At 45.6% G+C, this 13,411-nt stretch carries 10 protein-coding genes; all 10 read right to left on the reverse strand.

All coding sequences use genetic code 11. From position 1 onward, the window contains the following. Positions 1 to 88: 88 nt before the first annotated feature. The 10 genes from pyrE to ileS all read right to left on the reverse strand — a co-directional run bounded on the left by pyrE (position 89) and on the right by ileS (position 13,116). On the reverse strand, positions 89 to 718 hold the full coding sequence (gene pyrE, locus NST31_RS01810; protein WP_339163554.1) for an orotate phosphoribosyltransferase: 630 nt from the start codon (positions 716 to 718) through the stop codon (positions 89 to 91). Beyond that, the gene (pyrF, locus tag NST31_RS01815) at positions 715 to 1,446 is read right to left on the reverse strand and encodes an orotidine-5'-phosphate decarboxylase (protein ID WP_077111787.1); all 732 of its coding nucleotides are present in this window, start codon (positions 1,444 to 1,446) and stop codon (positions 715 to 717) included. Before pyrF ends, pyrE begins: the two co-directional genes overlap by 4 nt. Next, positions 1,446 to 4,646, reverse strand: a complete 3,201-nt coding sequence (gene carB / locus NST31_RS01820) for a carbamoyl-phosphate synthase large subunit (protein ID WP_339163557.1) — start codon at positions 4,644 to 4,646, stop codon at positions 1,446 to 1,448. The genes pyrF and carB overlap by 1 nt, the downstream gene beginning before the upstream one ends. After that, positions 4,630 to 5,730: a carbamoyl phosphate synthase small subunit gene (locus NST31_RS01825; protein ID WP_339163560.1), complete on the reverse strand. Its 1,101-nt coding sequence runs from the start codon at positions 5,728 to 5,730 to the stop codon at positions 4,630 to 4,632. Before NST31_RS01825 ends, carB begins: the two co-directional genes overlap by 17 nt. Then, positions 5,727 to 7,013, reverse strand: a complete 1,287-nt coding sequence (locus NST31_RS01830) for a dihydroorotase (RefSeq protein ID WP_339163563.1) — start codon at positions 7,011 to 7,013, stop codon at positions 5,727 to 5,729. Before NST31_RS01830 ends, NST31_RS01825 begins: the two co-directional genes overlap by 4 nt. Positions 7,014 to 7,026: 13 nt before the next feature. Then, entirely contained in the window at positions 7,027 to 7,902 is an 876-nt protein-coding gene (locus NST31_RS01835; RefSeq protein WP_339163565.1) for an aspartate carbamoyltransferase catalytic subunit, read from the reverse strand. 141 nt (positions 7,903 to 8,043) lie between these two features. Next, positions 8,044 to 8,589 carry a bifunctional pyr operon transcriptional regulator/uracil phosphoribosyltransferase PyrR gene (gene pyrR, locus NST31_RS01840; protein WP_077111792.1) on the reverse strand — a complete coding sequence of 182 codons (546 nt, stop codon included), beginning with the start codon at positions 8,587 to 8,589 and terminating at the stop codon, positions 8,044 to 8,046. 291 nt (positions 8,590 to 8,880) lie between these two features. Next, complete coding sequence (locus tag NST31_RS01845) at positions 8,881 to 9,792, reverse strand: RluA family pseudouridine synthase (RefSeq protein WP_077111793.1); 912 nt, start codon at positions 9,790 to 9,792, stop codon at positions 8,881 to 8,883. Next, positions 9,779 to 10,255: a signal peptidase II gene (lspA, locus tag NST31_RS01850; RefSeq protein ID WP_205179427.1), complete on the reverse strand. Its 477-nt coding sequence runs from the start codon at positions 10,253 to 10,255 to the stop codon at positions 9,779 to 9,781. The genes NST31_RS01845 and lspA overlap by 14 nt, the downstream gene beginning before the upstream one ends. Positions 10,256 to 10,356: 101 nt before the next feature. Further along, a complete protein-coding gene (gene ileS / locus NST31_RS01855) occupies positions 10,357 to 13,116 on the reverse strand; it encodes an isoleucine--tRNA ligase (protein WP_339163570.1) in 2,760 nt (919 codons plus the stop codon). Between the last annotated feature and the right edge of the window lie 295 nt (positions 13,117 to 13,411).

The following is a 13,411-nucleotide window of genomic DNA, read 5'->3' on the forward strand; positions in this document are numbered from 1 at the left end:
CGAACTGCGACTTTTGCTTCACATCCCGGAAACTTTCCCCTCTGAGCACAAAAAAAGGAGGGCATCCAAATTGGACAGCCCCTTTGCTTTACATTCTTTTTGCCCATTCCTCGGGATTTTCCCTCCATTTTTTTAAGGCATTCAAGTCTTCTTCGGAAATCCTTTTTTGCTCAAAAGCAGTTTGAATCAAGTCCGAATAGCCTGCAAGCGATACCGCTTTTACCCCAGCCTCTTCTAATTGACGCTTCCCTTTTTCAAGCTCGTATGAAAAAATGCTGACCGTTCCGAGAACAGTGCATCCGGCTTCCCGCAGGGCCTCTACAGCAGTTAGAACACTGCCGCCTGTGGAAATCAGATCTTCGACAACAACGACATGTTGGCCCTTTTCCACTTTTCCTTCAATTTGGTTGCCTTTTCCGTGCACTTTTGCCTTGGAACGCACATAACACATCGGCAGATCCAGCAAATCGCTTACCCATGCGGCATGTGGTATACCGGCCGTTGCCGTGCCGACGATCATCTCCACTTGCGGAAAATGGGTTCTGATTAACGCGGCCAGTCCTGCCGCTATTTCTTTTCTTACCTCCGGGTAGGACATCGTCATCCTGTTATCGCAATAAATGGGTGATTTCAACCCCGACGACCACGTAAATGGATCATTCGGACGTAAAAATACCGCCCCGATATTCAGCAAGTGCTCGGCTATAGAGCTGTTCATCTTCCCATCTCCCATTCTTTCAAGACTTTTTGATAGGCCGACCGGGGTTGATCGGCACGGGTAATCGGCCTGCCAACAACAATCAAGGATGCCCCTATTTTTCTTGCTTCTTTAGGGGTTACAACCCTTTTTTGATCGTCAGTTGCATGTCCCTCAGGGCGTATACCCGGTGTTACCCGCAAAAATGAAGATCCCGCTTCATCGGCAATGAGGCCTGCCTCATGGGCAGAACAGACAACTCCGTCAAGACCCGCTCTTTTGGCGAGTAGCGCATAATGCAAGACCGATTTCTGCAAAGGCCGGTCAACTAATTGCTCGGTTTTCATTTGTTCTTCGCTCGTACTCGTTAATTGAGTCACAGCAATGATTGCCGGGCGGGAGCGCCCGGTGCCGCTCCCATCTTCCAGACCGTGCACTGCTGCTTCCATCATTTTGCTCCCGCCGGCAGCATGTACGTTCACCATGTCAATATCCAGCTTCGCCAATACTTTCATGGCACGGTACACCGTATTGGGAATATCATGAAGCTTCAAATCAAGAAAAACGGAATGTCCGGCTCTTTTTAATTCTTTGATAAAATCTGCTCCCGTTTGATAATACAGCTCCATGCCCACTTTTACGAAAAGTTCTTCCCCGGGAAAAAGGCGTAAAAAGTCTACCGCCTCATCTTTTCCCGGAAAATCAAGGGCAATAATTGGCCTGTTTTCTTTACTAAGCACGTTTGCCATTAGTTAACCACCTTTTTGCCGCCAGTCATCGGTTCTGAAGAAAATACCATTGATTCCAATACATCAAGGATCGCTTTTGCCGTATCAAGGGACGTTAAGCAAGGTATTTCATTTTCCACTGATTCCCTGCGGATTCTAAATCCATCACGGCGGGGCTGCTTTCCTCTTGTCATTGTATTAATGACAAGTTGGGCATTGCCTTGGCGGATGACATCCAGCAGGTTGGGACCTTCTGAACCAATTTTATCAACCGGCTGCACTTTTACTCCGAAATTCGTCAAAAACTGTGCTGTTCCTCTTGTAGCCAATATTTGATAGCCGATCGCTGCAAACCTCTTAGCGAGCTCCGCTGCTTCCTCTTTATCTTTGTCCGCAACAGTGATCAGTACGGCTCCGTGCGTTTTAATTTGAATACCGGAAGCGACAAGACCTTTATAAAGCGCCTTTTCCATTGTCCTATCTATCCCCATGACTTCACCGGTGGACTTCATTTCAGGTCCAAGGTTGATATCCACTCTTCGTAGTTTGGCGAATGAAAAGACCGGAACCTTTACATACACCCCATCTATCTCTTCATGCAGTCCTGTTCCATAACCAAGAGAAGCCAGGCTTTCGCCAAGAATCACTTTGGAAGCAATATTCGCCATTGGCACACCTGTTATTTTACTCAAAAACGGAACCGTACGGCTGGAGCGCGGATTCACTTCGATAACATAAAGCTCATTATTCGATACAACGTATTGAATATTCAACAGCCCTACAATTCCAAGGCCTTTGCCCAATCGAATCGTATAATCGACAATTTTATCCATCATCTCCCGGCTGATATGCTGCGGTGGGTAGACAGCGATTGAGTCTCCCGAGTGGACTCCGGCCCGCTCTATATGCTCCATGATTCCGGGGATAAATACATTTTCGCCATCGGAAATGGCATCTACTTCAATTTCTTTTCCCGTTAAATATCTGTCAACAAGCACCGGATGTTCCGGATTAATTTTCACTGCGTGTTCCATGTAGTGAAGCAGTTCTTTTTCTTCATACACAATTTCCATTGCCCGGCCGCCGAGTACATACGAGGGGCGGACAAGGACCGGATAGCCGATATCTGTTGCAATTTTTACCGCTTCCTCCACGGAAAATGCTGTTTTTCCTTTAGGCTGCGGGATATTTAATTCAGCAAGCGCATGCTCAAATTTATCCCTGTCTTCCGCCCGATCAAGGCTTTCAAGTGACGTTCCGAGAATGTTTACGCCACGTTCGGCAAGACTGCCGGCGAGGTTGATCGCTGTTTGGCCACCGAACTGCACAACAACTCCGATTGGCTGCTCCAAATCAATAATGTGCATCACATCTTCGATTGTCAGCGGTTCAAAATACAGTTTGTCAGAAATGCTAAAGTCGGTTGAAACTGTTTCGGGATTGTTGTTGATAATGATAGCTTCGTATCCGGCTTCCTGAATCGCCCAAACGCTGTGTACTGTCGCATAGTCAAACTCGATTCCCTGCCCGATCCGGATCGGACCAGATCCTAGGACAATGACACTTTCTTTTGTCGATTGAACTGATTCATTTTCTTCCTCGTATGTGCCATAAAAATAAGGCGTCTCTGATTCAAATTCCCCTGCACACGTGTCCACTTTCTTATAGACTGGTATAATGCCGTTCTCTTTCCGCCACTCATACACCTCTTTTTCAGTGCAGTTCCATCGTTTTCCTATTGTAAAATCCGAAAATCCCATCTCTTTGGCACGTCTGGCCCATTCAACAGAAAATGCTTCCTTTTGCAGTTCTCCTTCAAGTTGGATGATGTTGTTCAGTTTATGAAGGAAAAAGAAGTCAATCCGGCTCCATTCATGAATGGTTTCAATGGAAATGCCTCTTCTTAAAGCTTCAGCTATGATAAACAAGCGCTCGTCCGTGGCGTTTTGTATTTCTGACTTAAATGTATCCTCTTCGTAACCGCCTGCCTCCTCGTGTTCCAAGTGGTAGAAGCTGATTTCCAGCGAACGAACAGCTTTTAACAGTGATTCCTCAAATGTCCGACCGATCGCCATCACTTCGCCCGTCGCTTTCATTTGCGTACCAAGCAACCGATTGGCTGACTCGAATTTATCAAATGGCCATCTCGGTATTTTTGTCACGACATAATCAATGGCAGGCTCAAAACAGGCATACGTTTTCCCCGTTACCGGATTCATCAGCTCATCGAGCGTATAGCCCGCAGCTATTTTTGCCGCGAGTTTCGCAATCGGAAATCCGGTTGCTTTTGAGGCTAAAGCAGAAGAACGGCTGACACGCGGATTCACCTCAATAATATAATATTCGTAGCTATTTGGATCCAGGGCGAGTTGGACGTTACAGCCGCCCTCAATTTCCAAGGCGCGGATCAGCTTTAATGAAGTGTTCCTTAACAACTGTACTTCCCTGTCGCTTAATGTTTGACAGGGGGCAACGACAATGGAATCACCGGTATGGATGCCGACCGGATCAACATTTTCCATATGGCAGACAACAATCGCCTGATCATTAGAGTCCCGCATTACTTCAAATTCGATTTCTTTAAAACCAGCAATGCTTTTTTCCAGGAGACATTGGTTGACGGGGCTGTTTTTTAAACCGCTCGATACGATGGAAATAAGCTCTTCTCTATTATGGCAAATCCCCCCGCCGGTTCCCCCCAATGTATAAGCCGGGCGAACAATGACTGGAAATCCTACTTCCTCTGTAAAAGTCTCAGCTTCCTCGATGGAATGGACGATGTCACTTTCAGGAACCGGTTCATTCAAGTCATTCATTAGTTTCTTAAAAAGCTCTCTGTCTTCAGCTTGTTCGATGGCTGACAACTTTGTGCCAAGAATCTCAACACCGCATTCTTCCAACACACCTGCTTCCGCTAACTGCTTTGCGATATTCAATCCTGTTTGGCCGCCAAGTGTCGGCAAGATGGCGTCTGGTCTTTCTTTTCTAATAATCCGGCTGACAAATTCGATTGTCAGCGGTTCAATATAAACGGCATCTGCGATTTCAGAGTCTGTCATGATTGTGGCCGGATTTGAGTTAATCAGGATGACTCTATAGCCTTCTTCTTTCAAAGCAAGACAAGCTTGGGTCCCGGCGTAGTCAAATTCTGCCGCCTGCCCGATGACAATTGGTCCTGACCCAACCACCAAGATGCTTTCAATATCAGTTCGTTTTGGCATGCCCATCAACCTTTCGTTTGTTGGTCTCCATAATGGCTAAAAATTGATCGAAAACATATTTCGCATCTTCTGACCCCGGGGATGCTTCCGGATTAAATTGAACGGAAAATGCCGGAAACTGTTTATGGGCCAGTCCTTCCACAGACTCGCTGTTGATTTCTTCATGAGTCACAGAAAGGGTATTTTCATCAACCGTTTCTTTCACAACTTCGTAACCGTGGTTTTGCGAAGTAAAAAGGACTTTGCCCGTTTCCAAATCTTTTACTGGATAGCTGGAACCCCGATGGCCGATGGTCATTTTTTTCGTTTGGCAGCCGTTTGCCAGAGCAAAAAGCTGATGTCCCAAACCGACGCCTAATATCGGAATCTCCTGTTGGATCACCCGGACTGTATCCGCCAATTTTTGAACATGAAGCGGATCACCAGGACCATTGGAGAGCAGTACTCCGTCAGGGTGCAATGAAAGAATATCACTGGCATTCGTGTGATATGGAACAACGGTTACATCGCAGCCTCTTTTCGTCAACTCACGCAAAATTCCATGTTTGAGACCAAGATCCATGACAACGACTTTATGTCCCCGTCCCGGTACTGGATACGGTTTAACGGTTGATACTTGCTTCACTTGGTCAACCAATGTTTCCATCGCTTGCAGCCTCGACAAGTGAGTTTCGACTTTTTCTCCGAAACCGCAAATGATGCCTTTCATCGGTCCGTTTGCCCGGATTTTGCGAATGAGTTTCCTTGTGTCGATTCCGGAGATCCCAGGGATATCTTTTAATTTCAAAAATTCGTGGATCGACATGCCGCTTCTCCAATTTGACGGCTGTTCGGCGGCTTCCTTTACGATAACCGCTTTGACGACCGGCTGTATCGTCTCAAAATCGTCGCGGTTGATGCCATAGTTTCCAATAAGAGGAAAGCTGAAAGCAACGATTTGCCCGTAGTTGGAAGGGTCTGTAATGATTTCTTGGTATCCCGTCATACTCGTATTGAATATGACTTCTCCGGATGTCTCTTTTTCACTTCCGAACGCCTTGCCAATAAATGTTGTCCCATCTTCTAAAATAAGCTGCCGTTTCATTCACAATCACGTCCTTTCGCCCATGTGAGCTTTCCACTTACAAATGTTGCAACAGGCCAGCCCTGGCAGCTCCAACCTGCAAATGGAGTGTTTTTTCCTTTTGAAGCAAACGTTGCCGGATCAATTTTCTGTTCTTTTTCCAAGTCGATCAGCGTGATGTCGGCCGGTTTGCCCGTTTCCAGCGTTCCACTTTTCAAATTGAAAGTTTTCGAAGGGGCAACGCTCATCCAATCGATCAACTGTTTTAATGTGCATAGTCCTTGTTTGACAAAGTGCGTGTAGAGCAATGGAAATGCGGTTTCCAAACCGACGATTCCAAACGGAGCCGCCTTCATCCCTCTCGCTTTCTCTGCCGCAGTATGGGGAGCATGATCCGTTGCGATGAAATCAATTGTCCCATCAAGCAAGCCCTCTATTAAAGCTTCTCGATCCTCTTTGCTTCTAAGCGGCGGATTCATTTTATAATGGGCATCATCGCCTTTTATGTCTTCATCACATAAAAGCAGATGGTGCGGAGATACCTCAGCTGTCACCTTTATGCCAGCGCGCTTGGCATCCCGGACAGTACGGACAGATTCTTTCGTACTAATATGGCAAACGTGGTAGTGACAGTTAGCCGCTTCCGCCAGCAACACATCTCTGGCAATCTGGACAGATTCGCAGATGGAAGGAATCCCGGGAATCCCTGATTGCTTTGAAAAGGTTCCTTCGTGAACCGCTCCCCCGTAAATAAGTGAATTATCTTCACAATGGGCTACGATTGGCATCTCTATAGCGGCAGCTTTTTTCATGGCTTCATACATCATTCCAGCCGATTGAATACCCACTCCATCATCGGTAAAGGCAAATGCGCCCGCCTGTTTTAGCGCCTCGAAATCATTCAGTTCCTCTCCCTTTAAACCAGCCGTGATGGCGCCATAGGGTAAAACATTCACATGCGCCTTTTCTTCGATGCGTTGCATGAGCCATCTCATTTGCTCTTCATTGTCAGGTACTGGATTCGTATTCGGCATGGAAGCTACCGTTGTAAATCCGCCTTTGGCTGCTGCTTTTGTTCCAGTCTCAATTGTTTCCTTTTCTTCGCCACCGGGCTCCCGAAGATGGATGTGGAGATCCACAAATCCTGGCGATATAAGCAGCCCTTCCGCGGCAAACTCTTCTTCTCCGTCACTTTCCAAATCAGAACCCACTTCGGCAATCATGCCATCCTGAATGCGGACGTCCACATCCTTCAATTCTCCCAAATCATTAAGCATTTTTACGTCTTTTATCAGCCAGTTCATGCCCATCCTCCTTTTATTGTTCCAATACAGTCCGCAGTACGGCCATTCGTGTATACACACCGTTTTGCATCTGTTTAAAAATTCTTGACCTGTTGCATTCGACAAGACCGTCCGCTATTTCAACTCCTCTGTTAACAGGACCTGGGTGCATAATAATGCTACCCTTCTTCATCCGCCTTTCCCTTTTAAGGGTTAAGCCATACAACTCGTGATATTCTTCAGCGCTCAAATGGAACATGTTTTCATGACGCTCATGCTGAATTCTTAACAGCATGACTACATCACATATTTCCATTGCATGGTCTATATCGATATACTGCTCTGCATTGCCATAAAACCATTCGCGCGGTCCTGAGAAAAATACATTTGCACCGAGGGCGGACAATGCTTCACTGTTTGATTTCGCGACTCTGGAATGGCTTAAATCCCCAATGATCGCCACATTCAATCCGGAAAAGCCCCCAAATTCCTGACGGATTGTATGAAGATCAAGCAAAGATTGCGTCGGATGCTGGCCGCAGCCATCTCCTGCATTGACAAGTCTTGTGCCAACTTTGTTTTTCAGCGCTTCATAATACTTTTCTTCTTTGTGCCGGATCACCACAACGTCCACACCGATCGCTTCCAGTGTTTTTATTGTATCCTCTAATGTTTCTCCTTTTAAAACACTTGATTGGGCCGTTTCAAACGGGATGACATCCAGTCCAAGTTTTCTTTCTGCCATTTCAAAGCTCGTTTTGGTTCGAGTGCTTGGTTCAAAAAACAAATTGACGGCAAAAAGCTCTTTAGGCGGGCTCCAGGTTTTTCCTTGTTGGAAGGAGTCTGCCATATCCAATATTCCGCATATGTCCTCCTTCGAAAGCTCACACATTGAAAGTAAATGTTTCATGACAATTCACCTGTCTTTCTGTCAAAATAAAAAACCCTTTTTGCCCAACACGGCAAAGAGGGTTCGCGAAAAGAAGCCTGTTACATTCAGCTTCCATAAAACCTCCCTTTGCCAGCCTCTCGGGACTGTATTTAAAAGGGATTATTCAATTGAATGGATTGTAACTTTGTCCTCGCCATCTGTTTCCGAAAGTTCCACAACGATTTTTTCCTGGCGGGAAGTAGGGATATTTTTTCCGATAAAATCAGCACGTATTGGCAATTCCCTGTGTCCCCTGTCCACGAGGACGGCGAGCTGGATTTGCGAGGGCCGCCCCATATCAATCAATGCATCCATTGCTGCCCTCACCGTTCTTCCGGTATATAACACATCATCTACTAAAATGACTTTTTGATTGGCAATATCAATCGGCAAACTGGATCCTCTTACTTCAGGCTCCGCATTTTCTGTTTCAACCGTCAAATCATCTCTGTATAACGTAATATCGAGATCCCCGACAGGTACTTGCACGCCTTCAATCTGGTTGATTCTTTCCGCCAGGCGCTGTGCCAAGTAAATGCCCCGCGTTTTTATCCCGATCAGCACACAATCTTCAATTCCTTTATTTCTTTCAATGATCTCATGGGCAATTCTTGTCAATGCCCTTTGAATGGCCTTTTCATCAAGAACAATCGCCTTTGGAGCCATAAACAACACCTCTTTCAAAAGTCTTTTTCAACAAGAAGGAGTACTTCGACGGCGAACGACGTCATGCCTTGCTGCAGCGGAGAAATGGGATATTCGAAACTATGCTGTTTGAACATGTTCTATAAACATAGAAAAACCCTCTTGCCAATGCGGCGAGAGGGTGCAATTTCTCCTTAAACGGGCACGACAAACGAGCTGCCCATTATATACACGTTCCTTCTCAGCCTCACGGGACCGAATTTAAAGGCAATTATTAAGCTATACCAACTATATACTTGTTGCTTGGATATGTCAATCATTCTGACGCAATTTATTTAGAAGCGCAACAAAATATTGTGGCAATGGGGCGTTGAACTCCAAATACTCTCCCGTTCTCGGATGTTGAAAACCCAATACTCCTGCATGCAGCACTTGTCCGTCCGCGGAAATCGTCTGTTTCGGTCCGTATTTCGGATCGCCTGCAAGCGGGTAGCCGATATACTTCATATGGACCCTAATTTGGTGGGTTCTTCCTGTTTCCAGTTCGCATTCTGCCAATGTAAATTGTTCAAATCTTTCTTTTACGGAAAAATGAGTGACAGCATGCTTGCCTTTTTCGGTGACCGCCATACTTTGCCGATCGGCCGGATTTCGCCCGATCGGAGCATCGACCGTTCCATGATCATGGGGAATGATCCCGTGAACAAGCGCTACATATTTCCGGACGACGGTTTTTTTGACAAGCTGATCGACAAGCCGTTCGTGGGCAAGATCATTTTTGGCGACCATCAGCAATCCCGATGTGTCCTTATCGATTCGATGAACAATGCCGGGGCGTAACACACCATTAATACCCGATAAATCTTTGCAATGAGCCATCAGTCCATTTACAAGTGTGCCGGAAGGGTGGCCCGGCGCAGGGTGCACGACCATGCCTTTAGGCTTATTGACTACGATCACATCCTGATCCTCGTAATAAATATCAAGATCCATTTCCTCCGGTTCCACATTAAGCAGTTCTGGTTCGGGAATAGAAATGGCGATCTCATCATCTGTCTGACATTTATAATTTGCCTTCACTTGTTCCGCATTTACTTCAACGAATCCAGCTTTTATCCATTGCTGGACTTGTGAACGGGACCATTGTTCATCAAGGGAAGCAATCAACTTGTCAATCCGTTCCCCGTTTTCCTCACTTGAAACAAGATGCTCAACCTTTTTCATTCGCGTTCACCTTTTCTTTTCTGTCTTCACGAAAGATTTGAATCATCAATAGGACAACACCGATCGTCAGAGCGGAATCGGCTATATTAAAAATCGGAAAATCGTAGCCAAAAATATATGTATCAAGAAAGTCAACGACTTCCTTCCTAAACAAGCGGTCAATAAAATTCCCGATCGCTCCGCCGAGAATAAAAGCGAGGCTTATCTGAAAGAATGGCTTTCCTTTCACTTGGGTTTGCATATAATATATGATTCCCGCTACCACAATGACGGTTATAATATAAAACAGCCACATTTGCCCCTCTAATATTCCCCAGGCCGCTCCCCTGTTGCGGTGTGAAGTAATATGAAACAGATTGGGAAGAATCGGAATGCTTTCCCCGATCTCCATATGACGAACGATCAGCCACTTTGTAATTTGGTCCAATACAACTACAAATAAGGCAATCAAATAATAGCCCACGCGCAAACCCCCGTATCGTAATTCATTCCAATTACATTTTAGCTATAATCACTTATTTTTAAAAGTAACAAGCCCTCCGAAAAAGAAGGGCTTGCCATCAATCATGTTAACTGCTTAACGACATTGGCACAACGCGGGCAAATATCCGGATAATCCTTATCTTCTCCGACGGTCGGTGTCACGACCCAGCAGCGGGCACATGTTTCGCCTTCAGCCTTCTCAACAACAACAGCAGCACGTTCCAGCTTCAAGGCGCTGTCCGGCGCATCATCGTACGCGCCACCCACTTCAAACGCTGAAACAATAAACAACTGTTTCATGTCTTCAGAAATACTTTCCAGCAGCGTCTTTACTTCATCATTAACGTAAAGGGTCACTTTTGCGGTAAGCGATTTGCCGATCACTTTATCGTTTCTGGCTTCTTCCAGCGCTTTTAATACGTCATCGCGCACACGCAAAAATTCGTTCCATTTATGTTCAAGATTTTCGCTATCGGCAATTTCTTCTGGTTGGGGCATATCCGTTAATTGAACGCTGATTTCCTCTACACCAGGAATGTATGACCACACTTCATCCGTAGTATGCGGCAGAAGCGGCGACAATAATTTTGCCAGAGTCACAACACATTTGTACATGACCGTTTGCATGGCTCTTCTTTCAAAGTGATTTGCCGCTTCAATGTACAGCACATCTTTGGCAAAGTCCATGTAAAAAGAACTTAAGTCGTTTGTACAGAAATTGTTCACCGCGTGGTAAATATCGGCAAACTCAAAATCTTCATATGCCGCCAATGATTCTTTTATCAAGTTGTTTAGCCTGACAAGCAGAAATTGGTCGACTTCCCTCAGCTTGGCTGTTGGAACCGAATGTGTTTTGGGATCAAAATCTGCCAGATTTCCAAGCATGAAGCGGAAGGTATTCCTGATTTTCCGATATACTTCACTTACTTGTTTTAAAATAGCGTCGGAAATTCTGACATCTGATTGGTAGTCAACCGAAGCAACCCAAAGTCGCAATATTTCGGCTCCAAATTGACTCGTAATTTTAGCTAGGGCAATAATATTGCCCTGAGATTTACTCATCTTATGGCCTTCGCCATCAAGGGTGAAACCATGACTCAGCACTTCTTTATATGGTGCTTTTCCAGTGACGGCGACCGAAGTTGTTAAAGAAGAGTTAAACCAACCGCGGTATTGGTCCGAACCTTCCAAATATAAATCCGCAGGCCATCTTAGGTCTTCGCGGACGGTCAAGACGCTCTGATGGGAAGAACCGGAATCAAACCAAACATCCATAATATCCGTTTCTTTTGTAAAAATGCCGTTGGGGCTTCCCGGATGTGTAAAGCCTTCAGGCAACAGCTCATACGCTTCTTTTTCAAACCAAATATTTGAGCCATGCTTACGGAACAGTTCGGAAATATGGGCAATTGTTTCATCCGTAATAATTGGCTCACCGTTTTCCGCATAAAACACCGGAATGGGCACTCCCCATACTCTTTGCCTTGAAATACACCAGTCACCACGATCGCGTACCATATTGTACAGCCGTGTCTCTCCCCATTTTGGAATCCATTTTACTTCTTTGATCGCCTCAAGAAGTTCAGGCCGAAAATCTTTAATGGAAGCAAACCATTGGGACGTTGCCCGATAAATAACCGGCTTTTTCGTCCGCCAATCATGCGGATACGAGTGTGTAATGAATTCAAGCTTTAAAAGCGCTCCTGCTTCATCCAGCTTTTCGGTGATCGGTTTGTTCGCCTTATCATAAAACAACCCTTCAAAACCGGGCGCCTCATCTGTCATATAACCTTTATCATCAACAGGGCAAAGCACATCAAGTCCATATTTTTGGCCAATATAAAAGTCGTCTTCTCCGTGCCCGGGAGCAGTATGGACACATCCCGTACCGGCATCAACCGTGACATGCTCGCCAAGGACTACAAGCGAATCCCTTTCATAAAGCGGATGTGTGGCTGTTACATGCTCCAGCTCATTTCCTTTCAAGGTTTGCACGGTTTCATATTGATCCCATTCAAATAGAGCAGCAACCTTTTCCAACAGATCTTTTGCCAGAACATATTGTTTGCCTTCATGCTCAACGACTGCATATTGTAAGTCAGGATGCACGGCAATCGCGAGATTGGCCGGGATGGTCCACGGCGTCGTGGTCCAAACAATCAAATAACTTCCTTCTTTCAGTACTTGTTTGCCGTCTTTTACAGGAAAGGCAACATAAATGGACGGAGAACGTTTGTCTTTATATTCAATTTCCGCTTCCGCCAGTGCAGATTCACTCGAAGGCGACCAGTATACGGGTTTTTTCCCTTTGTAAATATAGCCCTTTTTGGCCATTTCACCGAACACTTTTATCTGTTCCGCCTCATACTCGGGCTCTAGCGTAATATAAGGATTTTCCCAATCCCCCCGTACACCGAGCCGTTTAAACTCCTTGCGCTGGTTGTCAATTTGCTCAAGCGCGTACTGGGCACATTTTTCCCTGAACTCGGCAACCGACATCTCCTTGCGCTTTACACCTTTATTGGTCAAAACCTGTTCAATCGGAAGGCCGTGAGTGTCCCAGCCCGGAACATAAGGGGCGCAAAAACCAGCCATCGATTTGTAGCGGACGATAAAATCCTTTAACGTTTTATTGAGCGCATGCCCCATATGAAGACTGCCATTGGCGAATGGGGGGCCGTCATGAAGAATATAAAGCGGCCTGCCCGCCGTCCTTTCCTGGACTTTCCGATAAATATCTTGTTCCTCCCACCATGCCTGGATTTCCGGCTCTCTTTTCGGCAAGTTCCCTCGCATTGGGAAATCCGTTTTCGGCATAAGCAACGTATCTTTATAATCCATTTTTTTTCCTCCTTCAACTTTTATCTTGCAGCCATCCGGCCTTGTACAACGCATTTTTCAACATTTCTTCTTACAATGCAAAAAACCTTCACATCCCCACAAGGGACGAGAAGGTTATATTCCCGCGGTACCACCCAATTAGACATGCATAAAAGTGTTACTCAAAAAGTTCGTTAAAAATGACACATCGAATTTCTTCACTGGCAACTATGCTGCGCAAACTGCGATGCCTCGAAATTCTTGGTCCTTTTATACTCCTTTTTGAACACACTTTAAAGTGCATTTGTCCACTCTG

The organism is Siminovitchia sp. FSL W7-1587, assembly GCF_037963795.1.
In the GTDB taxonomy this organism is placed as follows: domain Bacteria; phylum Bacillota; class Bacilli; order Bacillales; family Bacillaceae_C; genus Siminovitchia; species Siminovitchia thermophila.

What these genes read in the sequence shown, in the direction of transcription:
- NST31_RS01845 (WP_077111793.1), bottom strand. Translation starts at nt 9,792, where the DNA reads ATGAAAAAGGTTGAGCATCTTGTTTCAAGTGAGGAAAACGGGGAACGG.
- NST31_RS01835 (WP_339163565.1), bottom strand. Translation starts at nt 7,902, where the DNA reads ATGAAACATTTACTTTCAATGTGTGAGCTTTCGAAGGAGGACATATGC.
- ileS (WP_339163570.1), bottom strand. Translation starts at nt 13,116, where the DNA reads ATGGATTATAAAGATACGTTGCTTATGCCGAAAACGGATTTCCCAATG.
- NST31_RS01830 (WP_339163563.1), bottom strand. Translation starts at nt 7,013, where the DNA reads ATGAACTGGCTGATAAAAGACGTAAAAATGCTTAATGATTTGGGAGAA.
- NST31_RS01825 (WP_339163560.1), bottom strand. Translation starts at nt 5,730, where the DNA reads ATGAAACGGCAGCTTATTTTAGAAGATGGGACAACATTTATTGGCAAG.
- pyrE (WP_339163554.1), bottom strand. Translation starts at nt 718, where the DNA reads ATGAACAGCTCTATAGCCGAGCACTTGCTGAATATCGGGGCGGTATTT.
- pyrF (WP_077111787.1), bottom strand. Translation starts at nt 1,446, where the DNA reads ATGGCAAACGTGCTTAGTAAAGAAAACAGGCCAATTATTGCCCTTGAT.
- pyrR (WP_077111792.1), bottom strand. Translation starts at nt 8,589, where the DNA reads ATGGCTCCAAAGGCGATTGTTCTTGATGAAAAGGCCATTCAAAGGGCA.
- carB (WP_339163557.1), bottom strand. Translation starts at nt 4,646, where the DNA reads ATGCCAAAACGAACTGATATTGAAAGCATCTTGGTGGTTGGGTCAGGA.